The sequence below is a fragment of the Salipaludibacillus neizhouensis genome (assembly GCF_002886185.1).
Classification (GTDB): Bacteria; Bacillota; Bacilli; order Bacillales; family Salisediminibacteriaceae; genus Salipaludibacillus; species Salipaludibacillus neizhouensis.
Window position 1 is genome coordinate 531,708 of record NZ_KZ614146.1, and the last position, 25,982, is coordinate 557,689.

Below are 25,982 nucleotides of genomic sequence, written 5' to 3' on the forward strand. Positions count from 1 at the left end.
GATAACAAGGCGTGTAAAAATAGGAGGTGTTAATGATGACTAAGCGTAATAATAAAGGTGGCAGTAAAAATCAAAGCGCTCCGGAAAGAGGCGGAAACCTAGACACAGAATTTGGTCAAGAAGTAGCTAGTGGCGATAACAATAAAGGAAAAGATTATAACTCCAAACGTGGCAGCAAATCGTCATTAAAAAACCCAAGTAATCATTAATTAAGAAAAACGCAAAGCGTCTTTTATTAAACACAGCGTGATCTTTAAAGCTACCCCGAGTAGCACCTACGTAATGCGTGTAGGTGCTACTCGAAAGGAGGACGAACTTCCCTTGACGCGTGTGGCGTAAAGATAGCTGTCAACTTATAAATTTTTGTAAAAAGGGAGCCATTCTTGGTTCCTTTTTCTACTCAGTTCTTATCTAGCATTCTTTATAGTATTGACCTTATTAAAACATATGAATGATATAAAAACAGCAAATTTGATAGATATATGTTAAGGAAAGGATAAATAAAATCAAATTCATCACCGACTGAGTATGTTTGCTTTTATTTTTGTTCTTTGCATACCTGTAAAAGAGCCAGTACCAAATAACAAGCATCATAACGGGTGTTCCAAGAAACATCCATAATGGAGCAGATTCAATAGGTATGGGAAACAAAGTTGTTAAAAATAAACTAAAGACCGTGGATACACCCGCAAGGAAAAGACTGATAAATTCCCAACTTTTCAGTCGAAAAAAGTGATTCACACCATTTGGATATGATTCTAAATGAAGGAAAATCCATAAATAACCACTGATCCACAACGCACTTAAGACAGAAGGAGTAAGTAATACATATATGTTAATCTCTCCTACAAATCCAAAACCAAATAAAATAGCAAAGGAAAAGAAAGATAGGATAATAAGGGCGATTAAATAAACCGTATGAAAAAGAAATACCTTCACAATAATCTCCCACCTCGTAAACAAACTTAAGATAAGTCCCGTGCATAGTTCAACAGAATGAAAAGTCATTTTATACTTCTAGTTAAATTTTAACATAAATATCCAATTACTTTTGGAACACAGCTATACCTAAAATGCCTGACAAATTATATGGTAATTTGTCAGGCATTTTAGGTTATTATGAAATCGATTTTATGCGTGTGAAATTATGACGCTCTTCATTGTCACCTGTGCTTTTCTTCTAAATTACGCCTTAAGTCTTATGAAAGATAATACTCAGGAGCATTATACCGACAAAGGTTTCCAGATAAGATGAAGATAAGAAATTAAGAAAGGAGGAGAAGCAATGAAATCATTTCTCATGTTTGTGTTAGGAATTGCGGCAGTGTTTGTATTCTTAGCGAATTTAGGACCATTAATCTTGTTTGGCATAAGCCTATTCCTACTCTATGTCATTTACAAACAGTTTATAAAGTCAGAATCTACTTTCTCGAAGGTGGTTTGGATCGTTCTAGGGCTAATCGTATTAAGTATGACGGTCTCTAATATATTTGCCCTTGTGGGAGTTTTAGCTCTTTATTTGCTGTATGTTATGTTTCGCGGAGATAAGGAAGAAAAAGCGGAGAAAGCTTCAAAAACAGAAGACCCATTTGTGAACTTTGAACGAGAGTGGGCAGAGCTAAAAAATTAATATTAATACCAGATAAAAGTCTAAAAGCGGATTGTATTTAAATAAATTTACGAGGAGAGAATATCATGTCAAATATATTTACCAGAATGAAGGAAACGGTAGCGAGTGATTTGCACGGAATGATGGATAAAAAAGATGAAAAAAATCCAATTTCAGCCTTGAATCATTATTTAAGGCAAAGTGAGCAAGAAACGGAAAAAGTACGTGTGTTAGTGGAAAGACAGCACCGTTTAAAAGAAGAGTTTTCACGTGAACGACTGCTGGCAGAAGAGATGGCTGAGAAGCGAAAGCGCCAGCTGGAAATAGCCAAAGAAGCAGGAGAATCGGAGTTGACTCAATTCGTCCAGCATGAATATGAAGAATACTCAGAACGGGCGGAGCGATTAACGTTAAGCCAAATAGAAGCGATGAAGCAGCTTGAAGCCCTAGAGAAAAAGTACGAAGAAATGATGCACAAGTTGAAGGATATGCGTATAAAACGCATGGAACTTATGGGCCGTGAAAATGTCGCAAAAGCGCGTCACCAAATGAGTAGGATAACAGAAGAAACGGTCGAAGAACCTTACTCGAAATTTGGAGAGATGGAGCGTTACATCGAGGGATTAGAACATAAATTAAATCGTGATTATTATCACCATACGATTGATAGCAAAATCGCAGCCTTAGAGAAAAATCGTAATTTTCAACAAAATAATACGGTATTAGAGGAAAAGTGATATGATAGAAAAAGACGTTTCAGCGTTTTTGTAACACTCAAAAATGCGAACAATACCTAGTCAAACCTTGCCCAAAACACTCAACTAGAAGGAGGCCACCATCATGCTGAAGAAACTGTCAACGAATACGGTAAATTGGATCATCATGATTACTTTGGCGATTCTTCTAGTTGAATTAATGTTTTTTGGCGGGGGATTTTTGTTTAACACCCTCTTCCTCGGATTTCTTATATTTCTAGGTTGGAAAAATTACCATGGACTGATTGGCAAAGTTTTATTTTGGATAGGAATAGTGAGTCTTGCACTAACCGTATTAAACATGGTTGCTATCAGGTTTTTGTTTATATCCCTTATTATTCTTTTCTTCATACAATACAGACGTTCAAAAAATGAACCGGAATATATAAAGCCAAGATTTGATGCCAGTATAAAGCCGGAAACAGAAACCTTAACAGAAATTAAACCGCTTTTGCAGCATCGTTTTTACGGGGAACATAAAACAGAGGATGTCCCTTACCAGTGGCGTGATGTGAATATTCATGGAGGTTTCGGAGATCGGATCATAGATTTAAGTAACACCGTTATCCAGGAAGATGCCGTGATCTCGATCCGCCATTTTATGGGAAGTATCAAAATATATGTACCGTATGAAATGGAAGTCTCTGTCCAACACAGCTGTATGTTTGGACATCTTTCTATTTTTCAGAGTCATGAAATGAAACTGTTTAACCAATCTGTTGTCTTTCAAACGGATAATTACACCGGCGGCAAGCCAAGAGTAAAGATCGTAACCTCAATATTCTCTGGAGATATTGAGGTGAGACGATCGTGAATCTCTTTATTCGGCAAACGTTGCTCGCCTTTCTTGGATTTAGTATCGTAGCATTGATCTTATTATTCGTTACCTTTACTGCTTTTCCAATCACAGAATGGTCTCTTCTTTGGCAGGTAAAAGTCTTCGATCTTCCCTACCTGTATTTTATTTTGGCGATTATCGGAGCTTCCTCTTTAATTGTAGGCATGTCACAGAGTGCTTTTTGGAGAAAGAAGCTGGGAGCGATTCGGCAAAATTTAGATGACTTAATAAAAGGGCAAAAATTAGGCTCAGCGTCAGAAGAAACTGTTCAGGAATTGACAACGGTACAGGAACAGATCTTTCGTTTGGAATCGAAACTGTTAAAACAGACGGAAGCTGCCCAAAAGCTTGCGACTGAAAGAACAGATGAACGAGAGAAAAGTCTTCAAGAAGTAGTTATCCAGGAACGGAACAGGCTGGCAAGAGAACTTCATGATTCCGTAAGTCAGCAGCTTTTTGCTGCATCCATGATGATGGCAACAATTAATGAAACGAATCCGCCTGAAGATCGTGTGATGAAAAAGCAATTAGCGATGATTGAAAAAATGATTGACCAATCTCAGTTAGAAATGCGAGCATTGTTACTTCATTTAAGACCTGCAGCATTAAAAGGGAAGTCACTCACAGAAGGAATAAATGAATTACTGATTGAATTAAAAGAGAAAGTACCAATGGAGATGGAAACGAAGATAGAATCGTTGGATTTAGATAGAGGCGTTGAGGATCATCTTTTTCGGATTTTACAAGAAAGCATCTCTAACACATTGAGACATTCCAAAGCTAGTCATCTACAAGTAATGCTGATTGAGCGAGATGATAATGTCATTATGCGAATTGCCGATGATGGCGTTGGTTTTGATGTGCAGGAAGTGCAAAATCACGGCTCCTATGGCATGCAGAATATGAGTGAACGAGCGTTGGAAATCGGCGGAACATTAAAAGTTGTAAGTGTCAGGGAAGAAGGAACTCGGTTAGAAGTAAAAGTGCCTGCGATCAGGAAAGAGGGAGAAACGGATGATTAGCGTATTATTTGTAGATGATCATGAAATGGTCCGCATAGGAGTGTCAGCATATCTATCTGCTCAGCCAGATATTGATGTCATTGCAGAGGCAGATGATGGAACAAAGGCAGTTAAACTCGCGTTGGATTTAAGGCCTGATATTATATTAATGGACTTGGTTATGAAAGAAATGGACGGTATCGAAGCAACCAAACGGATCATTAATGAATGGCCGCAAGCAAAGATTATTATCGTAACCAGTTTCTTAGACGACGAAAAGGTGTATCCTGCTTTAGAAGCCGGGGCAACAAGTTATATGCTGAAAACTTCAAAGGCAAGTGAGATTGCAAAAGCGATTCGAGCAACGTACGAAGGGCAAACAGTACTAGAGCCGGAAGTCACCGGAAAACTAATGTCAAAGATGCGCAAAAATAGTCAGGCGCCGGTTCTCCATGAACAATTAACAGAGAGAGAGAAAGATGTATTACGGCTCATGAAACAAGGTAAGAGCAATCAGGAAATCGCCGATGAACTTTACATCGCTCTTAAAACAGTCAAAGTCCATGTGAGTAATATATTAGGAAAATTGGACGTTCACGATCGGACACAAGCCGTGATTTATGCCTTTAATCAGAAGTTGTATGAATAAATTGTGATAATAGAATGTAACAGTACTGCTAAAGTCAATATTCGCTAAAAAAAGTGAGGATTCTGATAAATCTTTTATTGTACAGAACTTAAACGTGACATATAATTACAAGTGAAACGTCAGTTAAAAAGTGTACGAGAAGTACAATCATATTAAATTTCAAAGCTTTTCTTTTTAGGGAAGCTTTTTTTACATTCGTGAATGTATTGTATGTCAAAAAAGTAATACCTTTCGTTTTATAATTAAAAGTCTGAATTATCAATCTTTTTAATGCGTAAGGAGAGGTACAATCATGGAGGACAACGAGAGAGAAATTTCATCCGCACAAGGTAGCTACGGGATGGTTTCAACAGCTTCAAAACAATCAACAGAAGCAGGAGTAGAGATATTAGAAAAAGGAGGCAATGCGATTGATGCAGCAGTAGCCGCTGCTTTTTGCCTCGGAGTTTCAGAGCCTCAGGCTTCAGGTATTGGAGGACAATCTATGGCTTTAGTGCATCTTGCGCAAGAGAAACGTATTTTTGCATTGGATGGCTCTTCACGTGCCCCTTTTGCACTTCAACCTGCAAGAAATCCAAAGAAACCGATTAAATTAGGACTAAAATCCAGTACTGTTCCGTCGACAGTAGCCTCTTTAGGATACTTACAAGAAACATACGGAAACTTATCGTTTTCGGATGTACTGGAACCTGCAATTAAAGTTGCAGAACAAGGGTTTACTGTGACCCCACTTATTCATCGACTATTAAGAAAAGAGACAGTTCAACTGTTAAAAGACAGAAATATTAAGCGATTATTCTTTCACAATAATACGCCAAAACAACCTGGGGATACCGTCATTCAACCTGAATTGGCAGCAACTATGCGGAGAATGGCTGTGAAGGGTTGGCGTGATTTTTATACGGGGGATATTGCAGGTTTTATCGTTAAGGACATGCAAAAACGTGGGGGATTAATTACGAAACTGGATTTGAACCAGATTCCTATGCCAGTTGAAAGAGAAGCACTTGAGAGTACATACAGAGACTATGATATATACACGTATCCACCACCAGGAGCGGGAAGAGTACTTGTACAAATATTAAATACGCTCGAGGGTTTTCCTTCAGAAAGCTTAAATCCTGATAAGCCTATAGGAGCAGTGATTTCTGCGCTAGCATTTCGATTCGCTCTTAATTATCGAAAACGGATGCCAGTCCATCCTGATCATTATTTACAGTCCGTTAACCAGATGTTGGTTGATAAAGGGTACGCAAAAGAAATTACGAAACGAATCCAAGAAATTTATAATTTAGCACTGAAAGATACGTTTTTGCCACCACCTACCAGTGGGGAGACGACCCATTTATCGGTTGTTGATAAGGATGGAAATTCAGTAGGCATCACACAATCCATTGAACTCGTTTTCGGAAGTAAGACAATGGCTGATGGACTTGGATTTTTTTATAACAATTATATGAGTGCATTTGAATACAAAAATATAGCTCATCCATATTATTTATTACCTGGTGGAAGACCATGGAGCAGTGTGGCACCCGTACTGTTATTTTCGAAAGGAAAGCCGCAGTATTTGCTGGGGAGTCCTGGAAGCAGCCGAATATCAACGGCTTTGGCTCAAGTCATTGTTCGTCTCATAGACAATGAAGAGTCCCTGGAAGAAGCAATCAGCGCTCCTCGTTTTCACGCCTCCGATACCGGGGAGTTATTAATAGAAAAAGATCGGTTTGACCAAGAGATTTATACAGCACTTGAAATTTCGGGATTTGATTTGAAAAAACGAGGCTCTTACAGTTTTTCTTTAGGATGTGTGCAAGGAGTTCAAATGCCAGTGAAGTGGCGTGAATCTTATAAGGGGGTGGCAGATCCTAGACGTGATGGAACAGCCCGCGGACCAGAAGAGGCCTAGACAAGAAGTCGGTTAAGTCAAATATGAAAAATCGGGAATAGGGGTTGAACAGGAATGAAAATAGCTGTGGTCTATAATAGGGAAAGTCAGGCAGTTATTAATTTATTTGGTACGCAAAACCGTGAAAAATACGGGCTGGAAACGATTAAAATGATAAAGGAAGGTCTCGTTTCCGGGGGACATCAAGTCAAGACCTTTGAGGGAGATAAAAACCTCATTAAAAATCTGGAAGAATTTATGCCAACTGTTATTTCCGGTGAACGTCCTGGACTTGTGTTTAACCTTAGCTACGGTATTCAAGGAAGAGGAAGATACATGCATGTTCCAGGCATTCTTGAAATGCTGGGCGTGCCTTATGTTGGATCAGGACCGGAAACTCATGCCTTGGCCCTTGATAAAGTAGTGACGAAAATGATCCTTCTTCAAAAAGGATTGCCGACACCAAAATTTTCAGTTCTTGATAATCCTGATTCGCCGCTTACAGAAAACTTAATGTACCCGCTTATCGTCAAGCCGAAAGATGAGGCTGTTTCATTTGGTTTGAAGATTGTTCATAACGAAGAGGAACTCCGCGAAGGTGTGCAAGTAATCTATGAAACATACAATGCGCCAACTTTAGTAGAAGAATATATTGCCGGAAGAGAAGTAAACGTCGGGATCTTGGGAAATAATCCTGTGCAAGCACTTCCACCTGTGGAGCTTGTATTTGGTGAAGGACCGCAAATCTTCACATACGAAGATAAAAAGAATAAAAGTGGGCGAACAGTTGAAAAAGTGTGTCCTGCACCGTTAACTGAAAAGGAAACAGAAAGGATTCAAGAGTTAGCGATCCAAACATTTAAAGCATTAAATTGTTATGATACGGCTCGTGTGGATTTCCGTATTGACAACGAAGGAAACCCATATATTTTGGAAGTGAATTCGATGGCCAGCTTAGGTGCAGATGGCTCATTTATTTATGCTGCAGAGCAAATCGGACTGACTTATAAAGCATTAATGAATCGAATTATTGATATAACGTGCGAACGGTATTTTGGGGCTGATTTCCTTGCACCGGTGGAGGAAGACTTTCAGAAGATGGATGTCCGTTTATTTAATCGACTTACGAAAAAACGAAGTATGATGGAGACGGACTTAAAGGCTTGGACAAATATCTCAAGCCGAACGGAAGATCCTGTAGGTTTAAGCAGAATTAGAAATAAGCTTGAAGAGAGATTACTTAAATTAGGGATGAATCCTGTTGATGAGTTTACGAATGGTCGCTCTGCATGGACATTTGAAACTGGAGCAGGAATGAAAGATGGGACACTTATCGTCGTGCCTATTGATGTTCCGGGAGAAAGAACAGGATTCCCAATTCCATTTAGAACAGAACAAGAATGGCTCTATGGAGAGGGAATAGCATCGAGTAGAGGCGGAATTACTGTGATGTTAAGTGCTTTAAATGCCTTAAAAGAGCAGAAGCTTTTAAGTAAAAAAAATGTTGGTGTACTCTTCTATTCAGATGAAGGCCGGGGAATGCGCTATAGCTCTTCGACATTGCGGAAAGCAACGAAAGAAGTGAAAGAGGTTATCGTACTACAACCTGGCTTTACAGATGGGAAAGTGGTGGATCAACGCCGCGGTACAAAGCAGTTCAGCGTAATCGTAGAAGGAGATCCAGTACGAATCGGTAAGGAAACAAAATCGATAGATGTTCTTCAGATGTTTATAAAAAATGCTGAAAAAGTACAGAAATTAAACAACAGAAAAGGGAAATTAGCTATTGCGATACAGGATGTCAGGTCTGAACGGTATTCTGTCTTAAAACCACACCGTGTCTATGCGACGTTGTCGATTACTTATATTGACGAAGCTCTTGCTGAAGAAACCGAAAAAGCTATTAGAGAGTTGTTTACCGTAAATTCAAAAGGGATACGTACCAATATTGAAAAGCTGGTCGAGCGTCCACCGTTAATTAGGAAGAAGAATCATTTACTATTAGATACATTAAAGAATTTGAGTGAAGCGTGGAACTTACCTTTTGGAACAGAATCCAGCTTGTTATCTTCGGCTGCAGGTGAGGTTGCTAAAGATACACCGGTTGTATGTGGGTTTTCGCCAGCAAGTAAAGGGCTCTATACACCGGAAGAAAGCCTTCATCGCAGTGAATTAGTTCAGCGATCGTTACTTCTTGCTTTGTATTTGAATGAGGGATAATGACACCATGACCGAGAAATTGCCGATACTCATTTCTGTTCCACACGCTGGGATGAAAAAACCAGCCTTTATTCAAACTACATGCTTACTAACTGATATGGATATTTTACTGGATGGCGATACATGGACAGATCACCTCTTTGCATTTAATGGCCGAGTAGAAGAATTTCATCAAATGGATGTGTCGAGAATTTTTCTGGATTTAAATAGGGAAGAAACCGATCTTCCTCCCTTAAATCCCGATGGCATTGTAAAAACAAGGACGGTCACCGGCAAGAAGGTGTGGGATACCCCTTCCGGACTTCGCCCATTAGAGCGGGAGAAGCTCATTCAAGATTACTACCTTCCATATCATCGTAAACTCGAAAAGGCTGCTAGAAATCCTAAAGTAAAAGTGGCGATTGATTGCCATTCGATGCTTGATTATGGCCCGGGTAATAAACTAATTAATTGGCAGCATCGTCCTTTATTTTGTATTGGGAATCGCGGGACGACATCGGGAGAACAAGGAGATGAGGACCTGACAGCGCCGGTGGAAATGGTCGTGAAGTTAAAGAGATTATTGGAAAAGAAGTTTCAAAGGTATAAGACAGACAGTCAGCAATTTGTCACAATGAATGATCCTTTTAAAGGTGGATTTGTCACACGCCATCATGGCGCTTTAGGGGAGATTCCTTGGATTCAGCTGGAAGTTAACCGCAACTTGTATTTACCGGAGCGAGAGTTCATGAATCTTCAGCCTAGTGAATCGCAAAAGCAGAAACTTGGAGAATTCAGAGAGATGTTATATGACGTCTTGCTGAGTTTCTCAAAGTAATTCCGTTTAATGGGGAAGAAGATTTATAGTTGCAAGGGCACTGAAAAAGTTTATTTTAACTTTTCCAGTGTCCTTTTGTTGTAGTGAGCCAAGCTGCTGCAGTTTTTCTAAGCCTATAAGAAACGTTTTTCGTAATAGGCGCGAGGAAAGGGATTTGTCATTCTTCCAAACAACCTTCGATTAGATTAAGGTGACAAAATGCTTACCTAGCTGCAAGTTAAATTTAGAAAGTTTTACAGTGTTTGCATTCCAAAAGTGTTACGACGGAAGGCAGAAGTCTTTAAGTGACACTCGCACCGATAAAACGGACATGAATGTCACAAATAATAGTGCATAGTAACTTTCAAGCTCCCAGATCGGATTAAATGTCACTATAAGAGGCTCAAAGTGACAATCAGAAGAGTTTGGTCACCCCTGAGTGTCGCTAAAAAAGATTATGGCTACATTCAGCTTGCCACGCTCGTGTAAATGGCACCCAAATTCAATAATTCTCTTTGCCGATAATTCTTTGGCAAGATAAGATAGCATAGATTCAGACCATTTTTACATTATTTTAATTATGATTCTGCACCTTGTTTCTTATCGAATGGATCCGTGTGGTAATACAGCGTGAACACCTTTGACGCCATTCACAACTTGGGTGACTCTTAAATCAACAGCTACACTTGCCAATGCCGTTGCTTCTACCTTAGTGATCTGATAGTGCTGTTCCATCAATTGAACCATTTCATCTAGAGCATCTGCAGCAGCTTTGTTCAAGTCTTCTGCAAATCCAAACGTAATCCATCCCGCCGGCGTATTGGCTCTTGGTAGTTTTAAAACCATATCATCCCTAACCGTTAGCGTAAGATCCACATGGTCCATCGGACATTCGATCGCGGTTCCGGAAACTTCCCCGTCCCCTTGAAGGGCATGACCATCACCAACTGAGAACAATGCTCCATCTACAGCAACAGGAAGATAAAGGGTACTTCCTTTGACAAGTTCTTTGCAGTCAATGTTTCCTCCACAGTATCGTGGTGGTGCGGTTTCATGAATGCCAGTTTCTGCAGGAGCGACGCCTAACACGCCCATGAAAGGACGAAGGCCAACATGATAATTTTTCTCTCCGATAGCAGTGCTTCCGGTCATCGTTGTTGACTCAAGTTCCCAATCTAAAGTAATTGTATCTTCTCCACTTATTCCTAGCTGGTCGTTTTGCCAGTTAGATTCTCCACCGGCCCAATTTTGACCATACCAGCCAGGAACGATCTCATGTAACTGAATTTCCAAGACAGTTCCGGCTTTTGCACCTCGGATGGCAATGGGACCAAGGATTGGATGCCCGGGATTAGCTTCTTTTTCACGAGAATGAAAAATTGTGCGGGCTTCTGATTTTTCAGAAGAATAGCCCCATCGAATGTCCGATGTCGTTAAGTGAAGAGAGTCACCGGAATCAATTGTCAATACAGGGGAGTATTCCTTACTAAAGGAACCGTGAAGATTATTAGAGTTTAACTCAAGTTTATGGATCATATTTATTCTCCTTTAGGGTAGATAGATTATTTTATGAGCTTCTTCATTCATTAATCATTGGCTGTTTACGATAAATTTTTGCTGATAAAAGAATTAGCATGCGAATTCGCGCTATCTGCGGAAAGCGAACCGATGCAGTCCAACGAAGCTGCATAGATTCATCGTTTGACCAAATGAATTATGAAATTGATTCAGCCACATATTCCATAAAAATACTGGCAATATTGATCGAACTATTCATGTAAAGGCTGCGGCATCCAACGGCGTCTTCCATTTCATTAAACAATAGTCTTCCATTATGATCTATCAGGAAGTCTATGCCAACGAAATCCATGTGCATAGAATCGGAAATTCTGTTTACTATCTTCGTTTCTTCTTCGGTTAAGGTATAAAGACGGGAGCTTCCCCCTATGGATATGTTGGCTCGGAAATCTGTCGCCGATTCCCTTAATACTGCTGCGACAATTTCATTTCCAACAAGATACACTCTTAAATCTTGTCCTTTTTTTCCACCAACGGGTTGGTATAACAATTCTTCAGAAAGCATCGAGGACATCAGTTTTCCTTTCTCAAGAGATTCTATATATTTGACACCGGTTCCACCTCTGCCTTGAGGGTCTTTTAAAATAAAAGGAGTTGGTAAATGATTGTGATGATAGAAAAGAGCCGAACTGTGAATCGTTTTACTCGTGAGCATGGGAATTCCAAGGCTGGATATGACTGCGTGGGCAAGTCGTTTATCATTTGCAATACGAGCAACATAGGCACTGTTGAAACAAGGGATATTTTTCACCTCAGCTACTTCATTCAACCAAGGTGAAACGGAACGGTTGATGATAAAATCAGGAGTTTTCTCTCCATTTCTTGTGAATATGTTGTCAACACTGGACACATTGACCTGGATTTCCTCATAGGGAACAACAACTAGTGTCATGCCAAAGCTTTGTGCTGCATCCTTCACAAAACCTATGAATCTGTCATTGCGTATGATATCTTTTTTTCGATAAACAACCCATCCTATTTTCAACGTCATGATAGTTTCCTTTCTTTTTGACCAGATAATATAGCGTCAATATGTTCGATCATTGGGACCGCAACATCAATTCCAGTGCATTCATAAATGCTGCGAATATGTGGGTTAGAATTCACTTCACATACGACAGGTCCTTCTTTTTCGAGCAAAAGATCAACCCCGGCAAAATCCGCGCCTACTGCGGCAGCAGCTTGAACTGCTAATGTTTTTTCTTCCAGGGAAGGGTCATAAGGAGTGGTCGAGCCTCCAGCAGTGACATTGGCACGGAAATCCGTCTGAGATGTTCTCTTCATCGATGCTACCACTTTGCCGCCTACTACATTTATTCGAATATCTTTACCCAAACTGTGATGAACGGGTTTTTGGTAAAGGTGGTCTTTTCCCGCCAGTTTCTTCGCCATGATCTCAAGTTGCTCTTTGGAGTCAATCCAATATACTTGTTGACCAAATGACCCGAAAGCTTCTTTTATAATCATCGGTAATCCGATCGCCTCAATAATGCGTTCTATATATGTTACTTCCTTTACTTCAATACCGTTAAAGGTCATCGGTGCAATGATCGTCATCGGAGTAGGAATCGATTTTTCAACTAAATGGTGATGCATGAGTGATTTATTATCACAAATTTCTATTGATTTGGATCGATTAAAAAGAGGAATATTCATCGATTCCAGTTGTCTGGCAAGATGCAGATCTTTATCAGCGTAATGAACAAAATCAGGGTGGAAGTTCTCACACCACGTTTTTGAAAAAAGAAGTGGTTTTGTCTTATCGTTTGAGACCAATATCTCATCATTAGTAAAAACTTCCAGATGTATATTGGCCTTTTCTGCGGATTGTTTAAACCATGTTACATAGTCTAAGAATTTATCGGATTTTAACTGACCGTTATAGATGATCCAACCAGATAATTTAGTCATTTTACTGTCAATCCTTTCTTGCGAGATCACGCAGAGCGTATTATTATGTAATATGATAAAGTAAAATATGTCATTGAATTGATCATGGCACTTTTTCCAGTTAAAATCAATTATTGAAATGAAGTGATAGTGATGAGAATAGAGAATTATGACCAAGCAAGAGCCTTTCTTTTTTCGAAAAAAAAGGCAGGTATTGCTTATACATTAGATCGAATGGAAGAATTAATGGAACAATTAGGTCATCCGGAAAGGCAGATTCGGGCTATTCATGTGGCTGGCACGAACGGTAAAGGATCAACCTGTGCTTTTTTAGCTGCTATTTTGCAGGAGGAGGGCTATAAGGTTGGAGCTTTTAACACGCCAGCATTCGGACCGGAAAAGAATCAACTGACGTTGAATGGTGTGCCTCTTACCGAAGAGGAATTCAGAATGGCATGTGACGAAATTGTCCAAGCTGTGCATATTGTAGAAGATCGTCGCGGAGAAATGGTGAGTGAGTTCGAGCTCATGGTTGCTTTAACGTATCATTTTTTTTCTACCATTCATCCTGTCGATATCGTGTTAGTGGAAGCGGGAATGGGTGGTAGACTTGATGCTACTAATGTACTGACTTCTCCCATAGCTACGATTGTGACAAATGTAGGTCTTGATCACCGACAGTACCTCGGTGATACGGTGAAAGAGATCGCTCGAGAAAAAGCCGGAATAGCGAAAAAAGGTGTTCCTATGTTTACAGCTAGTAGTAATGAAGTCTTGCATGAGGTACAAACTGTCGTTCAGGAACTAGGTGCCTATATGGTTGAAGTGATACACCTTGAGGAAGGATTGTCAGAGCGTATTCGTATGCAAGGGGAACATCAAAAGAAAAATGCCGCGATTGCCGTTGCAGTAGCAAAAGAATTAGACGATAGAACGATAATAGAACTAGGTCAATCAAGTATCGTCAAAGGTTTAGAAAAAGCTTTTTTAGCGGGACGTTGGGAGCGGGTTCAGCAATCTCCTGAAATAATAATAGATACGGCTCATAACGTGGAAGCAATGCAAACTGTCTGTGAACAGATAAAGGGATTTCCTGAGGACATGCAGGTGGAAGTGTTATTTGGCGCAATGCGCGATAAACCGGTTAAAGAAATGCTAGAAAACTTGCGGGAAGCCGGAACCGTTATTCACATTACAGGTTTTGGTTCTGAAAGAAGTATGGATTTGGAAGACTATCAATCACAGTCTATTTTACAAGAGAGCAATTATATTAAAAATCCGGAACAATGGATACGTGAATGGAGCAACCAGGGATCAACAGGAAAGGTACTGGTTGTTACAGGGTCTCATCAGTTTGCAGGTGAAGTAAGAGAGCTTATTTAGAGGTGAATAATAGAAGAGTTTAACATTCGATATACAAAATTGGTAATGAAAATTTCAAAAAGATCCGTAATGTGGTTGGAAAAATGGTATATTTAATACTAACATGTTGTTTTAAAGGAGGAGTACGCATGGTTTATCTATTTTTACTCATAGGTTTTATACTATTAATTCCTATAATATTTATTCTTCCTCCCGTTTTTTCTCGATTCGTGCTTTTTTTGCATGTTTTTTTATCTGTAATTTACGTGTGGCTTGGTTACTATATATCCTCTATCATTCACTGGAGTGTAGCTATTATAGTAGTTCTGCTGCTGGCGGGGATTACGGCTATCTTTTTCACAAAAGTAAAAGTTGATTCTGAGAGTGGGAAAGAGGGATCTTATGAAAATTAAATATTTTGTAAATTCGATGATTTTGTTAAGCGGTAGTATTCTCTTTCTTTTTTATATTACATTTGGCGGTGACTATGTTTATACCGCTTACTATGAAGAAGAAACGTTTGAAAACAATACATTTATTGCAACGGCTGATATTAGTAATCTAACGCATGAAGAAGCAATAGCGGTAGTTGAAACAGAAGTGGAGAATTGGAAGGTATCAGCAGAAGCATCATTTCGATGGTATGAACAGGAAGTTAAATCTAATGTGGAATCAATAGATTTTTTTGTGGAAGAATCGGTGACGAATGCTGACATGAACAAAGCATCGTCGTATGATTTAATGGCAGAGATTGATGTGACTTATCTTCGTGATAACTTATCTCAGTTCTCTTTTTACTTTCAAGATATGAATCTGGTAAATGAAGAGCAGCTAGAAATAGAGGTTTTGGAAACTGCAGTGAGTTTACCTAACTCGGAGCTAGAGTTAAATGTGCATGAGTTTTTAAACTCTGATGTTCAAGAGAAGGAAACGGTTCTCTATAGTGCTACGAGGCAACTTGATTCCCCCTTGTTAGAAGCATGGTCCAATGAGATGCCTGAAATTGTGATAGAAGGTGATAGTCGTTTCTCATTGTCAGAAGTGTTTGAAGGGCAAAATATTGAATCCACAGAAGGCAACCCCTTATCAATATTAGGTTCAGCAGTTTTTGAAACGCTTTTACACAGTAACTTTCAATTAGTGGAGCGGCACCAGCCTGAACGTTTAAATGAAGGGATACCACTAGGATTTGATACTCAAGTTGTAATCGGTGAGCAAGACTTGGTATTTGATAACCCTAATCCGGTCAGTTATGAACTGGAACTTGAGTACGATAATGGCTTATTAACTGTTGAGCTAATAGGGGAGAATCTGCCTTATACAGTCACTGTGGAAATGGAAGATGTTCATGATTTAGAACCAAAAACAATTGTTAACTATACAGAACAACTTTCTTCAGGAGGTTCTTCGGTTGAAGAGATGGGTTCAAATGGGACAACTTACGATATTGTCAGAACGTTTGATTTCCCAGAAAATGAGTGGCAGGTCGAAGAGTGGATAGCCAATGACTATTATCCACCAGAACATCGAGTGGAGTTGCGAAATGTTGACGATCTGAGAGTTACTGAGGAAGAGGAAATGGGCTTAGACGAGTACGGAAATCCTATCGCTGAGAATCCCAATCCGGATGACTACGATTCCGTCGATGAATTTTTGGATGATTACTATGGTACGGAAACAGGTAATGAAAGCGGATATGGAAGTACGGATGGAACTAATGGTGGAACAAATTCAGGCAGTAATGATGATACAGGCTTTGGAACCAATTATGATACGGAATTTGATACAGGTTACGGAAATGATTATGATTACGATACTGATTTTGATTCAGGTTATGGATCTGGTTCTGATGGATCCAACTCGGGAGGCACAAACCAAAGTCCTGAATCGGATACTCGTTGGTCTGATTTTTGGAGCGGTAACGGAAGTCAAGGAACTAGTGGAGGAACAGGTCAAAACGGTGTGACTCCTTCTTATGAGAATGATAGTAGTACAGGAGGAAATGGAACAGGGACATCAGAATATCCAAACACCAACAATGGTGGAAGTAACTTTCCAAGAGAAGATGAGGAAAGGGAGCCGGTTAAAGGGTATTAAAAACATGCTTTTTCGAAAGCTTTAATAGACCTTTTGATACAGGCAGAAGATGACGTTAAAGTCATCTTCTTTTTTTAACACCACAATTAAAAAAATTGTGATTTTTAGAGGTTGTTGCATGTGAAAAGAGGGCTCGAATCCGCTCTAGGCGGATGCTTTCCGCGGGCAACGACTTCAGCCTCCGTGGGAAAATTCGGCCATGCTGGGTCTTCAGTAGTTGCTTTCCCGCAAGGAGTCGCAGCCTTCGCTACTTCGAGCTTTTAAAAACTTATGGTTAAGAAAGCAGTTGCTTTTGCTCTAAATAAGACGCTACGCGTTTTATTATACGGATACGAATTGAATTTATTGTTCTCTAATAGGAGAGGTATCAATAATTAACTTATCAATATTTACTATTTCTTCTCCTTGAGAAGGTGGGAAGAATGGGAGAAGACTTTCGTTTTCAATTTCTTCAAATGTAACTTGACTTCCTCCACTTGCATCAAAACTGTTACTAATAATTCTTCCCTTCAGAGCGCCTCCCCCTCCCATAGAGAAATGAGCATTTGGCGCATAGAAAACACGTGTTTTATTGTCGGATCCGCCAGAAATATTAATACTCGTTCCCCCAGTTAGAATATTACCTTGAAATCCTCCCCCTCCAGATAAAGATATATTAGTATCTTCTCCGTAAAATGAAGCAAATATTTTTTGTGCACCACCTAAAGTCAATGACTTTGGCTGAGAGGGATTATTAGAGGATTGGAGAAACAATTGGAGTTGATCACTATTGCCGTTATTATTAATGGTACTTCCTGAACCCATTGTGATTCCAGCAGTGATATACATTTTTAAAGAACCGTTTCCTTTTATATTTAAGTGACCATTTGGAATATTAAGATGATCAACTACAATAACTTTATTAGAATCCCCGATATCTATCGTTACATTTCTATTTGAATTTATTTTAATCTCGGGTATATAGAAATCTTGATCTAATACAAACTCATAATTATTTGCTACGTAACTAGTGATAAGAAGACTCCCGTCGTTTATGACTAAATGATGATTATTTCCGTTATCATCTAATTGTAAATTGGAAGCCTTAGGAAGCGCTTCAGGATAGGTTGGAAAAGGAGGCAAGTCGTATACCATTTCTCTCGGAATATTTCCTACCTTTGAATAATCTAAATTATAGTTTGATGGTTTCTTAATTGAACCATTGATATCACTAACTCCGGTGCCTACCAAGATATTTCCGGATACTGAAGACCCCCAATCTAGTTCTATTGTCTTTTCTGCATTGGAGTTTGTTGCAATACTCCCTTGAATAGGAATACTTGTATATATAGATTGATTGGAAAAAACAGCTACATCATCTAAAAATTCCACTGTAGATCCTTGATCTTTTTCTATCCAGTTTATAGTAATGTCTTTAGTTACTTCTCGAGAACGATTGTCAATGGTGCCTTTTGAATAAATAGAATACGTGTGTGTATTATCTTCTTGTTCAATTCTAGAAACAATCGTGTCAGAAATAGTTTCGAGTTTTTCAAAATTGTTTACGGAAATAAAATCATCAAGGGATATAGAATCTTCAAACTGCAGGAAAAATGCATTTTTAGAATTGGTTTCTTTGTAGGCTTTGATTATTGCCTCTTCAATCTCTTGCATCCTTACATTTATTCCTGCCTCCGCAATGTAATAAGAGGATTGATGATCGCGTTCTCCAGTTGTTAAAGTTAGATTCGAAGATGTTACGCCTATGACACCTAATGTTAATACAGAAAAAATCATGACTAACAGCAATACCAAAACCAAAGCCATGCCATTTTCATTATTTAATTTCTTAGTTGATAGAAATTTATGTATCATAGAAAATCCTCCGTTCAATTCCTAATATAAATAGAAGATGAGATGGTCGTTGATTGTCCGTTCGTCGGTGAGAAACTTTCTATCGTTATCTTTGTTTTTTCGATATGATCCTCATCGGGATGTGCAGTAAACATTTTTATGTTGTCAACGAGCTTGTTCTTATCCTCATCCACAGTTTCCCAAATCGTACTTGATCCTGCCTCAAAATAAATCCATTCCTCATTATTCAGATAGATTGCATCATCTTTTGTAGTTATCTGAGAACCATCTGCAGACCTTATCTTCCGTTGAATATCATTCATTGCATATCTAACGTCAGCCTGACTGTCTACGTGTTCTGTTTGATTCATGAACTGATTTTGTCCGAATAGTTGAATAGAAGTAACGATTAAAAGAATCATAGATAAGAGAGAGACGGAAACCAGCAGCTCAATCAGACTTAAACCTCTGTCATTTTTCAGAATAGACATCATTCGCCCTCCCAATATAAAATGGTTTCCATATAAGTATCAAATCTATCATAAGGATAAACTTCAGATACACCGACAATTAAGGAAATCAAACCTTCTTGCGCTTCATTCTTTTCTAATTTAATGGTTATATATTCTCCGTCTATTACTTTGTAACCAGCGTAAGTGTCTTCATTACTAGTTATTTCGGTAAAACCTTCTGCTGTCAGTTGAGCGGATACTTGGTCAAACGGAATAGTTTTAGAATAGTACGTCACTGTTTCTATATATTCCTGAACAATATACGTTTCATCAAGAATAGTATCCGATACTTGAATCGACTTAGCAGATTGGATGAACAATCCTGATATAGGAATAATGACAATAGCGAGAATAGTGAGAGATATGAGAACTTCAAGTAAACTTAATCCCTTTTGCGAGACTAAATTTTTTATTATGAAAGGTACCATTTTTATGTCACCACCTGTATAATTATCAGTTAATTAAAATGTGATCTCTTTTAAGTTCTAAATTTAGACATATTTTTTGTGAAAACAACTGTATTTAGTCCTATTATACATTATAATGAGTATACAGATAGCTACATTTACCTGTATGGGAAATAGTTATTTTTTCACTATTATGTTCACTATAGTGGATACAATTGGTAAAAAGTAGTATTTTTGTTGGAATGGGTGAAGGTAGTTGAAAAAAACACGTAAAAGATTAGGAGATTTATTAGTAGATTCAGGTCTCATCACCAGTGAACAGCTTGAAGAAACGTTAAGTCAAAAATCGAGTAACCAAAAACTTGGAGATTCTTTGCTGCAGCAAGGGTTTATTACAGAACAGCAGTTAATCGAAGTATTAGAATTTCAACTAGGAATCCCGCATGTCAGTTTATACAGGTACCCTATTGATCAGAAAATGGTTTCACTTATCCCAAAGGAAATGGCTATGAGAAATTATATCATGCCTTTGAAATTGGAGGGCGATAAATTATTTATTGCCATGGCGGATCCAATGGATTATTTTACGATAGACGACATCAGGTTATCAACCGGATTTCAAGTAGAAGTTGCAATTGCTACAAAAGACGACATTATTCGTACGATTAATAAATACTATGATCTTGATGACTCTGTTGAAAACATGTTAGGGGAAGAATTCAATCCCGAACAGCAAGAGGAGGAGTCAATTGCCGAAGAAGATTCTCCGATGGTGAAGCTTGTAAATCAGTTACTCCTTCGGGCTATACAAGAGAGAGCCAGTGATATTCATGTGGACCCTCAGGAAGATAAGGTGAACATTCGATATCGTATTGATGGTGTGCTAAGAACCGAACGGAATTTACCTAAACATATGCAAAGCATGTTAATTGCGAGAATTAAAATCATGGCTAATCTAGATATTACAGAATCGCGCGTCCCTCAAGATGGGAGAATCAAGATGAACGTTGAATTTCATCCTGTCGACTTAAGAATATCGTCACTGCCAACTGTTTATGGTGAAAAAGTAGTGATGAGGATACTAGACTTGGGAAACGCCATAAATGATTTGAATAAACTAGGATTCAGTCCTACGCATCATGAGAAGTTTAAAGATCTTTTGAAGGAGCCTAATGGAATCATCTTGATAACAGGTCCAACAGGTTCCGGGAAATCATCCACGTTATACGCGGGCTTGAACGATTTAAACAGTGATCAGGTAAATATTATTACTGTAGAAGACCCTGTGGAATATCAAATTGAGGGGATTAATCAACTCCAAGTAAATACCAAAGTAGGCATGACATTTGCTAATGGACTCAGATCAATTTTAAGACAGGATCCCGATATAATTATGGTCGGTGAAATTAGAGATTCTGAAACAGCAGAAATTGCGGTAAGAGCTTCATTGACTGGCCATCTTGTTCTAAGCACGATTCATACGAATGATGCGATCAGCACCGTCAATCGACTAATCGATATGAAAATTGAACCGTTTCTATTGGCATCGTCTCTGTCTGGTATCATTTCACAGAGACTCGTTCGAAAAATCTGTCGCGATTGCAAAGGTACAAGAGAAGTAACAAAACGGGAAGCGGATATTTTCCAGCGACATGACCGGGTATCGCGGAAGATTAGCTATTCATGAAGTTTTGACCTTAGACGATACGATTAAAAATATGATAATGAACGAAAAAACAGGCTCGGAAATTAGAGATTATGCACACTCAATGGGAATGAATTTCCTCATTGATGATGGACTTTATAAAATCAAACAAGGTATAACCACCACCGAAGAAGTTTTACGAGTGGCAACAGATAAGTAGGTGAAACATTGAAAGAAAAAATAGATTTATTACTTGAAAAAGCAGTGAATGTTCAGGCATCTGACCTACATTTAACAATTGGTATGCCACCGATATTTCGTATACATGGTGACTTGGTAAAGGTAGATGAAGACAAGATATCGCCAGAAGAAATGATCGGAATCACGGAAGCACTGCTTCCTAGCAGTCACTTAAAGGTTTTGAAAGAAAAAGGAGAAGTCGATTTTTCCTATGGTATTCCGCAAGTGTCACGATTTCGAATTAATGCTTATTATCAACGATCTCACGTGAGTTTTGCGATTCGAATTATTCCAATGGGAGTTCCTAGTCTCGAAGATTTACAGCTTCCGCAATTACTAAACAAAATTGCGGAAAAAAAGCAAGGTCTTGTGCTTGTTACTGGTCCAACGGGTAGTGGGAAATCCACTACTCTAGCAGCGATGTTGAAGTACATTAACCACTCGTTTAAAAAACATATTATTACGCTGGAAGATCCAATTGAGTATTTACACAAACATGATAATAGTATTGTGGACCAACGGGAAGTTGGTTTTGATACAAAAACGTTTGCGAATGGTCTTCGGGCAGCTTTAAGACAAGATCCGGATGTCATTCTTGTCGGAGAAATGAGAGATTTAGAAACGATTTCTACCGCTATTACAGCTGCTGAAACAGGTCACTTAGTCTTAGCAACCTTACACACGTCAAGTGCACCGGCGACAATTGATCGAATTATCGATGTGTTTCCATCTGAACAGCAAGCGCAAATTAGAATTCAACTTGCCTCCGTTTTGACTGCGATTATTTCACAACGGTTATTTCCTTCTACTAATCATCGCAGCAGAAGGGCAGCTACTGAAATTCTTGTGAATAATTCCGCGATTGCAAATATGATCCGGAATGAAAAAATTCACCAGATTTATAATGTCATGCAGACAAGTCGCAGTGAGGGTATGCACACACTTGAGATGTCACTTCGAGAACTACTTAGGCGGAACGAGGTAAGTCACGAAGAGGTTGCTCCGTACTTACAAGAGAGGGATTCCTAATGGCTCAATTTAAATACGAAGGCAAACTGAAAAATGGAACAAAGAAGCAAGGGGTTGTCCTAGGTCAAACGCGGCGGCAAGCCATTCAAAAGCTACGGGCACAAGGAGTCGCACAAGCTTCTCTTACAGAAGTGGCGCCTTCGTTATTAAATAAAGAGATTTCACTTGGTAATCCGGTTAAATTACAGGATTTTGTATTGTTTTTAAGGCAGTTTGCTACATTACTCAAATCAGGTGTTTCTCTCTTGGACACGACAATGATCTTGTCGAAGCAGACAGAAAGTAAAGTTTTAGGACGAGCGCTTGCACAAATAGCCGATGAATTATTAACAGGAAAAGCATTCTCGGACTCAGCCTCGGAACATAAAAAAGTGTTTCCGCCTATTTTCCTTAATATGGTTCGTGCAGGTGAAGTAAGTGGGTCATTAGATGAAACGTTAGAGCAACTTGCTTTGCAGTTTGAAAAACAGCATGAAACAAGGCAAAAAGTAAAAGCGGCTTTAGCTTATCCTGCTATTGTGGGAGTGGTTGCCATCGGTGTGGTAATCTTTCTTCTTTCATCTGTTGTCCCAACTTTTGCAAGTATGTTGAGTGATGTCGGGGGAGAACTGCCGGCTATTACCCTATTTGTATTAGGGGCAAGTGATTTTGTGTCTGGATTTTGGTGGTTGCTGATCTTATTACTAGTTATGTTAATTGTTGGTCTATGGGCTGTTCAACAAACTCCCAAAACGAAATATTACTATGACTATGCCCTGTTAAAAATGCCGATTTTTGGTTCGCTATTGCAAAAAGCGGCGTTAGCTAGAATGTCTAGAACTCTTAGTACATTATTCTATAGCTCTGTTCCAGTATTACAATCGATGCAAATTGTTGAAAAGGTAGTCGAGAATGAAGTGATTTCCCAATCTTTGAAACAGTCACGGGAAGCGTTGGAAAGAGGACAAAAACTAACGACTCCAATGAAAGAGCACTGGGTATATCCGCCTTTAGTGATTCAGATGATCTCGATAGGCGAGGAAACAGGAGCATTGGATGATATGTTAGCAAAAATTGCAGATTTCTATGAGAAAGAAGTAGAATATGCAACGGACAAATTAAAAGCATTAATTGAACCGGTAATGATTATTTTATTAGCGGTCGTCGTAGGAACAATCGTTATTTCGATTATGGTGCCGATGTTCCAAATTTATTCAGAAATATAAATGAGATAGCAAAGGACGCGATGAAAGATGATCGATTCATATGGGTACTTGGATCATCAGGAGTGAGTAGTGCAACCGGCCTTCTCTATAAATAAAAGATTAAAAAAGAGGAGAGAAAAAACATGATTAAAAAGCTAAGAAAAATGTTGAAGAATGAAGATGGGCTTACGCTTATTGAATTATTGGTTGTTGTTGTAATTTTGGGGATTATTGCTGCAATTGCGATTCCTAGTGTAGGTGGGTTGATTGATAATTCTAGACAGGATGCTCATGTTGCTAACGCTCAGACAATGGTTAGTTCTGCAAGACTATATCAGGCATCTAATCCAGATGCAACAAGTGTTACTCTTTTAGAGTTACAAGAAGGAGGCTATATTGAAAGTATGGAAGATCCAGACGGCGGAGATTATACTGATGCCAGTTCTGTTACCTTTGACACTAATACTGCTGGGGACCATACAGTTACTTTAGCAAATTCTGATGGTACAATTTTTAACGGTGTAGCACGATCTAACTTAAGTAGAGATGAAATTCAATAAATAGTTCCTTGTAATGTGCAAACACCTATGCCATCCCCCACTCTTGTGGGGGACATTTCTTTATAATGAACTTCAAAAGTTAAAACATAGAAAACTTTAGATTTAAATATGAAAGGAAGCATGTTCATGGAAGTTCTTTTTCATGTATACTTATTTGTAGTAGGAGCAACATTCGGGTCCTTTTATAATGTTGTAGGCTTGCGGATTCCTGCAGGCGAATCGATTGTTACTCCGAGATCAAACTGTCAAACTTGTAAGCGAACACTTACATGGAAAGAGCTTATACCGGTTGTATCCTATGTGGTGCAGCGGGGACATTGCAAAAAATGTGCATCATACATATCGGTAAAATACCCATTATTTGAACTGGCAACAGCAAGTCTATTCTCACTTTCTCCTATCATTGTTGGATGGTCAATGGAATTAGTAGTTGCTCTTGTTTTTGTTTCGATGTTAATCATTATTACAATATCTGATTTAGAGACAATGCTGATCCCAGACAAAGTATTGTTGTTTTTTTTAGTTCCGCTTATCCTATTAAGAGTGATCGAACCGTTACCAAATTGGTGGGATAGTCTTGCCGGAGCAGCATTTGGTTTCCTTTTATTTTTGCTCTTAGCAATTCTAAGCAAGGGCGGCATGGGTGGAGGAGATATCAAGTTAATGGCTGTAGTTGGTTTGGTACTAGGTTTTTCAGGAACATTATTAACGATATTTTTATCGTCATTCCTTGGGGCTGTGTTTGGTATTATCGGACTTATAACTGGTAAACTAAAAAGAAAACATCCAATCCCTTTTGGACCTTTTATTGCCTTAGGAGCAATTCTAAGCTATTATTTCTATGATCCAATACTAGATTGGTATGTCAACTTACTACTTAATGGAGGTTTCTAATGACAGGTTTATTAAATTTCAGAAAACAAGATCATGTAAGCTTACAATTTAAAGATCACGTCATCCGTTGTGTCATTACAAAAGAAGCCTCGGAAGCATCTATGGTGGCATTCTATGAGAAAGCAGTTCCTGAAGGTATCATAGAAAAAGGAAAAATTATTGATGAAACTAATTTCGTTCTGATTTTAGAAGAGTGTATCGCGAATTGGAAATTAAAAAGAAAAAACATTAAATTTCTCGTCCCTGACTCTTCGATTTTCTTTCGGAAGCTGTCTCTTCCTAATAATCTAACGAAAGAAGAAATACGAGGTCATATTAATTTTGAAATAGGAACCTCTATTCATCTTCCTTTTGAAGATGCTTCTTTTGATTTTCATATTTTAGATTCTGAGGAAGAAACGGAAACGATTGAGATTCTTTTTTTTGCGGTTCCAGAACCGTTATTAAAACAGTATGTTAAGCATTTGGAAGACGGAAATACAAAACCAGATGTTGCAGATGTCGCAGCGTTGTCTCTTTACCGATTCTATTACTTGAATTATTTAGATCAGATAGATGACGATGCTCACATTATGTTATTGGAATGGGACATGACTTCGATAAATGTTAGTGTCTTCAACCATCATAAACCGATTTTTCTGAGGAGTATTCCTCATTACTTAGATGTAGAAAATTGGGAAATGACGCAAGAGGATTCTCTTGTAACGTGGAAAGATATTAATAGTGAAAAGATAGATGGTGATCTAGCTGATTCGTTTACGGAAATTGAACGAGTCATAGACTTTTATAAATACACCTTGTTTAAAGGTGAGAAAGAAGTGTCAAAAATCTTTCTAACGGGAGATCATCCAATGTTAATGAAGGTTAAAAAAATGCTGGAAAATTCCACGGGTCTGGAGATAGAGATGAAACATTCTATAGGTGATATTATTGAAGATAATAGTAATGTAGCTAACAAATTTCTTCTCCCTCTAAGCCTTTGTCTAAAAGAGGTGTAG

24 protein-coding genes, 1 pseudogene and 1 riboswitch are annotated in these 25,982 nt (G+C 38.6%); of the genes and pseudogenes, 18 read left to right on the plus strand and 7 right to left on the minus strand.

Annotated features, from left to right (window positions below; all coding sequences use genetic code 11):
* The first annotated feature begins 35 nt into the window (after window positions 1-35).
* On the plus strand, window positions 36-209 hold the full coding sequence (locus CEF18_RS02315; RefSeq protein ID WP_120689067.1) for an imidazoleglycerol-phosphate dehydratase: 174 nt from the start codon (window positions 36-38) through the stop codon (window positions 207-209).
* A 229-nt stretch (window positions 210-438) separates the two neighbouring features.
* Here the strand turns inward: CEF18_RS02315 and CEF18_RS02320 are convergent, their stop codons facing one another.
* Window positions 439-939 carry a hypothetical protein gene (locus CEF18_RS02320; protein WP_110934989.1) on the minus strand — a complete coding sequence of 167 codons (501 nt, stop codon included), beginning with the start codon at window positions 937-939 and terminating at the stop codon, window positions 439-441.
* 346 nt (window positions 940-1,285) lie between these two features.
* On the opposite strand from CEF18_RS02320, the gene CEF18_RS02325 reads away from it, so the two are divergent.
* The 8 genes from CEF18_RS02325 to CEF18_RS02360 all read left to right on the plus strand — a co-directional run bounded on the left by CEF18_RS02325 (window position 1,286) and on the right by CEF18_RS02360 (window position 9,774).
* On the plus strand, window positions 1,286-1,630 hold the full coding sequence (locus CEF18_RS02325) for a lmo0954 family membrane protein (protein ID WP_110934990.1): 345 nt from the start codon (window positions 1,286-1,288) through the stop codon (window positions 1,628-1,630).
* A 65-nt stretch (window positions 1,631-1,695) separates the two neighbouring features.
* Entirely contained in the window at window positions 1,696-2,346 is a 651-nt protein-coding gene (locus tag CEF18_RS02330; RefSeq protein ID WP_110934991.1) for a PspA/IM30 family protein, read from the plus strand.
* A gap of 103 nt (window positions 2,347-2,449) precedes the next feature.
* Entirely contained in the window at window positions 2,450-3,178 is a 729-nt protein-coding gene (gene liaF / locus CEF18_RS02335; RefSeq protein ID WP_110934992.1) for a cell wall-active antibiotics response protein LiaF, read from the plus strand.
* Window positions 3,175-4,224 carry a sensor histidine kinase gene (locus CEF18_RS02340; protein WP_110934993.1) on the plus strand — a complete coding sequence of 350 codons (1,050 nt, stop codon included), beginning with the start codon at window positions 3,175-3,177 and terminating at the stop codon, window positions 4,222-4,224. Before liaF ends, CEF18_RS02340 begins: the two co-directional genes overlap by 4 nt.
* Window positions 4,217-4,852 carry a response regulator gene (locus tag CEF18_RS02345; RefSeq protein ID WP_110934994.1) on the plus strand — a complete coding sequence of 212 codons (636 nt, stop codon included), beginning with the start codon at window positions 4,217-4,219 and terminating at the stop codon, window positions 4,850-4,852. The genes CEF18_RS02340 and CEF18_RS02345 overlap by 8 nt, the downstream gene beginning before the upstream one ends.
* Window positions 4,853-5,144: 292 nt before the next feature.
* Window positions 5,145-6,758, plus strand: a complete 1,614-nt coding sequence (locus CEF18_RS02350) for a gamma-glutamyltransferase family protein (protein WP_110934995.1) — start codon at window positions 5,145-5,147, stop codon at window positions 6,756-6,758.
* A 54-nt stretch (window positions 6,759-6,812) separates the two neighbouring features.
* Window positions 6,813-8,957, plus strand: a complete 2,145-nt coding sequence (locus CEF18_RS02355; protein ID WP_110934996.1) for a M20/M25/M40 family metallo-hydrolase — start codon at window positions 6,813-6,815, stop codon at window positions 8,955-8,957.
* Between the two features lie 7 nt (window positions 8,958-8,964).
* Window positions 8,965-9,774 (plus strand): N-formylglutamate amidohydrolase, encoded by an 810-nt coding sequence (locus CEF18_RS02360; protein ID WP_220693834.1) that lies wholly within the window; start codon window positions 8,965-8,967, stop codon window positions 9,772-9,774.
* A gap of 579 nt (window positions 9,775-10,353) precedes the next feature.
* Here CEF18_RS02360 and CEF18_RS02365 read toward each other — a convergent pair.
* The 3 genes from CEF18_RS02365 to CEF18_RS02375 all read right to left on the minus strand — a co-directional run bounded on the left by CEF18_RS02365 (window position 10,354) and on the right by CEF18_RS02375 (window position 13,242).
* Complete coding sequence (locus CEF18_RS02365) at window positions 10,354-11,289, minus strand: acetamidase/formamidase family protein (RefSeq protein ID WP_110934998.1); 936 nt, start codon at window positions 11,287-11,289, stop codon at window positions 10,354-10,356.
* A gap of 178 nt (window positions 11,290-11,467) precedes the next feature.
* Window positions 11,468-12,322 (minus strand): ATP-grasp domain-containing protein, encoded by an 855-nt coding sequence (locus CEF18_RS02370; RefSeq protein WP_110934999.1) that lies wholly within the window; start codon window positions 12,320-12,322, stop codon window positions 11,468-11,470.
* Window positions 12,319-13,242, minus strand: coding sequence for an ATP-grasp domain-containing protein (locus tag CEF18_RS02375; RefSeq protein WP_110935000.1), 924 nt, complete (start codon window positions 13,240-13,242; stop codon window positions 12,319-12,321). The genes CEF18_RS02370 and CEF18_RS02375 overlap by 4 nt, the downstream gene beginning before the upstream one ends.
* Before the next feature lie 132 nt (window positions 13,243-13,374).
* On the opposite strand from CEF18_RS02375, the gene CEF18_RS02380 reads away from it, so the two are divergent.
* The 3 genes from CEF18_RS02380 to CEF18_RS02390 all read left to right on the plus strand — a co-directional run bounded on the left by CEF18_RS02380 (window position 13,375) and on the right by CEF18_RS02390 (window position 16,680).
* Window positions 13,375-14,604 carry a bifunctional folylpolyglutamate synthase/dihydrofolate synthase gene (locus CEF18_RS02380; protein ID WP_110935001.1) on the plus strand — a complete coding sequence of 410 codons (1,230 nt, stop codon included), beginning with the start codon at window positions 13,375-13,377 and terminating at the stop codon, window positions 14,602-14,604.
* Window positions 14,605-14,732: 128 nt separating this feature from the next.
* A complete protein-coding gene (locus tag CEF18_RS02385) occupies window positions 14,733-14,996 on the plus strand; it encodes a hypothetical protein (protein WP_110935002.1) in 264 nt (87 codons plus the stop codon).
* Window positions 14,986-16,680, plus strand: coding sequence for a VanW family protein (locus CEF18_RS02390; protein WP_110935003.1), 1,695 nt, complete (start codon window positions 14,986-14,988; stop codon window positions 16,678-16,680). Before CEF18_RS02385 ends, CEF18_RS02390 begins: the two co-directional genes overlap by 11 nt.
* 342 nt (window positions 16,681-17,022) lie before the next feature.
* Here the strand turns inward: CEF18_RS02390 and CEF18_RS02395 are convergent, their stop codons facing one another.
* Genes CEF18_RS02395 through CEF18_RS02405 form a run of 3 tightly spaced genes read right to left on the minus strand, consistent with a single transcriptional unit; the run spans window position 17,023 to window position 19,453 of the window.
* Window positions 17,023-18,534 (minus strand): DUF7305 domain-containing protein, encoded by a 1,512-nt coding sequence (locus CEF18_RS02395; RefSeq protein ID WP_110935004.1) that lies wholly within the window; start codon window positions 18,532-18,534, stop codon window positions 17,023-17,025.
* Window positions 18,535-18,548: 14 nt separating this feature from the next.
* A complete protein-coding gene (locus CEF18_RS02400) occupies window positions 18,549-19,004 on the minus strand; it encodes a PilW family protein (RefSeq protein WP_183041163.1) in 456 nt (151 codons plus the stop codon).
* Window positions 19,004-19,453, minus strand: coding sequence for a type IV pilus modification PilV family protein (locus CEF18_RS02405; RefSeq protein WP_110935006.1), 450 nt, complete (start codon window positions 19,451-19,453; stop codon window positions 19,004-19,006). Before CEF18_RS02405 ends, CEF18_RS02400 begins: the two co-directional genes overlap by 1 nt.
* Before the next feature lie 235 nt (window positions 19,454-19,688).
* On the opposite strand from CEF18_RS02405, the pseudogene CEF18_RS02410 reads away from it, so the two are divergent.
* The 6 genes and pseudogenes from CEF18_RS02410 (at window position 19,689) to pilM (ending at window position 25,982) form a co-directional block, all read left to right on the plus strand.
* Window positions 19,689-21,297, plus strand: a pseudogene (locus CEF18_RS02410) (GspE/PulE family protein).
* 8 nt (window positions 21,298-21,305) lie between these two features.
* The gene (locus CEF18_RS02415) at window positions 21,306-22,346 is read left to right on the plus strand and encodes a type IV pilus twitching motility protein PilT (RefSeq protein ID WP_110935007.1); all 1,041 of its coding nucleotides are present in this window, start codon (window positions 21,306-21,308) and stop codon (window positions 22,344-22,346) included.
* Window positions 22,346-23,551 carry a type II secretion system F family protein gene (locus CEF18_RS02420; protein WP_110935008.1) on the plus strand — a complete coding sequence of 402 codons (1,206 nt, stop codon included), beginning with the start codon at window positions 22,346-22,348 and terminating at the stop codon, window positions 23,549-23,551. Before CEF18_RS02415 ends, CEF18_RS02420 begins: the two co-directional genes overlap by 1 nt.
* A gap of 4 nt (window positions 23,552-23,555) precedes the next feature.
* Window positions 23,556-23,641: riboswitch (cyclic di-GMP riboswitch) on the plus strand.
* 32 nt (window positions 23,642-23,673) lie between these two features.
* Window positions 23,674-24,090, plus strand: coding sequence for a competence type IV pilus major pilin ComGC (locus CEF18_RS02425; protein ID WP_110935009.1), 417 nt, complete (start codon window positions 23,674-23,676; stop codon window positions 24,088-24,090).
* Between the two features lie 126 nt (window positions 24,091-24,216).
* Entirely contained in the window at window positions 24,217-24,984 is a 768-nt protein-coding gene (locus tag CEF18_RS02430; protein WP_110935010.1) for a prepilin peptidase, read from the plus strand.
* Entirely contained in the window at window positions 24,984-25,982 is a 999-nt protein-coding gene (gene pilM / locus CEF18_RS02435) for a type IV pilus biogenesis protein PilM (RefSeq protein WP_110935011.1), read from the plus strand. Before CEF18_RS02430 ends, pilM begins: the two co-directional genes overlap by 1 nt.

What these genes read in the sequence shown, in the direction of transcription:
- CEF18_RS02370 (WP_110934999.1), bottom strand. Translation starts at nt 12,322, where the DNA reads ATGACGTTGAAAATAGGATGGGTTGTTTATCGAAAAAAAGATATCATA.
- CEF18_RS02430 (WP_110935010.1), top strand. Translation starts at nt 24,217, where the DNA reads ATGGAAGTTCTTTTTCATGTATACTTATTTGTAGTAGGAGCAACATTC.
- CEF18_RS02375 (WP_110935000.1), bottom strand. Translation starts at nt 13,242, where the DNA reads ATGACTAAATTATCTGGTTGGATCATCTATAACGGTCAGTTAAAATCC.
- CEF18_RS02330 (WP_110934991.1), top strand. Translation starts at nt 1,696, where the DNA reads ATGTCAAATATATTTACCAGAATGAAGGAAACGGTAGCGAGTGATTTG.
- CEF18_RS02385 (WP_110935002.1), top strand. Translation starts at nt 14,733, where the DNA reads ATGGTTTATCTATTTTTACTCATAGGTTTTATACTATTAATTCCTATA.
- CEF18_RS02345 (WP_110934994.1), top strand. Translation starts at nt 4,217, where the DNA reads ATGATTAGCGTATTATTTGTAGATGATCATGAAATGGTCCGCATAGGA.
- CEF18_RS02360 (WP_220693834.1), top strand. Translation starts at nt 8,965, where the DNA reads ATGACCGAGAAATTGCCGATACTCATTTCTGTTCCACACGCTGGGATG.
- CEF18_RS02365 (WP_110934998.1), bottom strand. Translation starts at nt 11,289, where the DNA reads ATGATCCATAAACTTGAGTTAAACTCTAATAATCTTCACGGTTCCTTT.
- liaF (WP_110934992.1), top strand. Translation starts at nt 2,450, where the DNA reads ATGCTGAAGAAACTGTCAACGAATACGGTAAATTGGATCATCATGATT.
- CEF18_RS02400 (WP_183041163.1), bottom strand. Translation starts at nt 19,004, where the DNA reads ATGTCTATTCTGAAAAATGACAGAGGTTTAAGTCTGATTGAGCTGCTG.
- CEF18_RS02405 (WP_110935006.1), bottom strand. Translation starts at nt 19,453, where the DNA reads ATGGTACCTTTCATAATAAAAAATTTAGTCTCGCAAAAGGGATTAAGT.
- CEF18_RS02390 (WP_110935003.1), top strand. Translation starts at nt 14,986, where the DNA reads ATGAAAATTAAATATTTTGTAAATTCGATGATTTTGTTAAGCGGTAGT.
- CEF18_RS02380 (WP_110935001.1), top strand. Translation starts at nt 13,375, where the DNA reads ATGAGAATAGAGAATTATGACCAAGCAAGAGCCTTTCTTTTTTCGAAA.
- CEF18_RS02420 (WP_110935008.1), top strand. Translation starts at nt 22,346, where the DNA reads ATGGCTCAATTTAAATACGAAGGCAAACTGAAAAATGGAACAAAGAAG.
- CEF18_RS02350 (WP_110934995.1), top strand. Translation starts at nt 5,145, where the DNA reads ATGGAGGACAACGAGAGAGAAATTTCATCCGCACAAGGTAGCTACGGG.
- CEF18_RS02315 (WP_120689067.1), top strand. Translation starts at nt 36, where the DNA reads ATGACTAAGCGTAATAATAAAGGTGGCAGTAAAAATCAAAGCGCTCCG.
- pilM (WP_110935011.1), top strand. Translation starts at nt 24,984, where the DNA reads ATGACAGGTTTATTAAATTTCAGAAAACAAGATCATGTAAGCTTACAA.
- CEF18_RS02425 (WP_110935009.1), top strand. Translation starts at nt 23,674, where the DNA reads ATGATTAAAAAGCTAAGAAAAATGTTGAAGAATGAAGATGGGCTTACG.
- CEF18_RS02325 (WP_110934990.1), top strand. Translation starts at nt 1,286, where the DNA reads ATGAAATCATTTCTCATGTTTGTGTTAGGAATTGCGGCAGTGTTTGTA.
- CEF18_RS02395 (WP_110935004.1), bottom strand. Translation starts at nt 18,534, where the DNA reads ATGATACATAAATTTCTATCAACTAAGAAATTAAATAATGAAAATGGC.
- CEF18_RS02355 (WP_110934996.1), top strand. Translation starts at nt 6,813, where the DNA reads ATGAAAATAGCTGTGGTCTATAATAGGGAAAGTCAGGCAGTTATTAAT.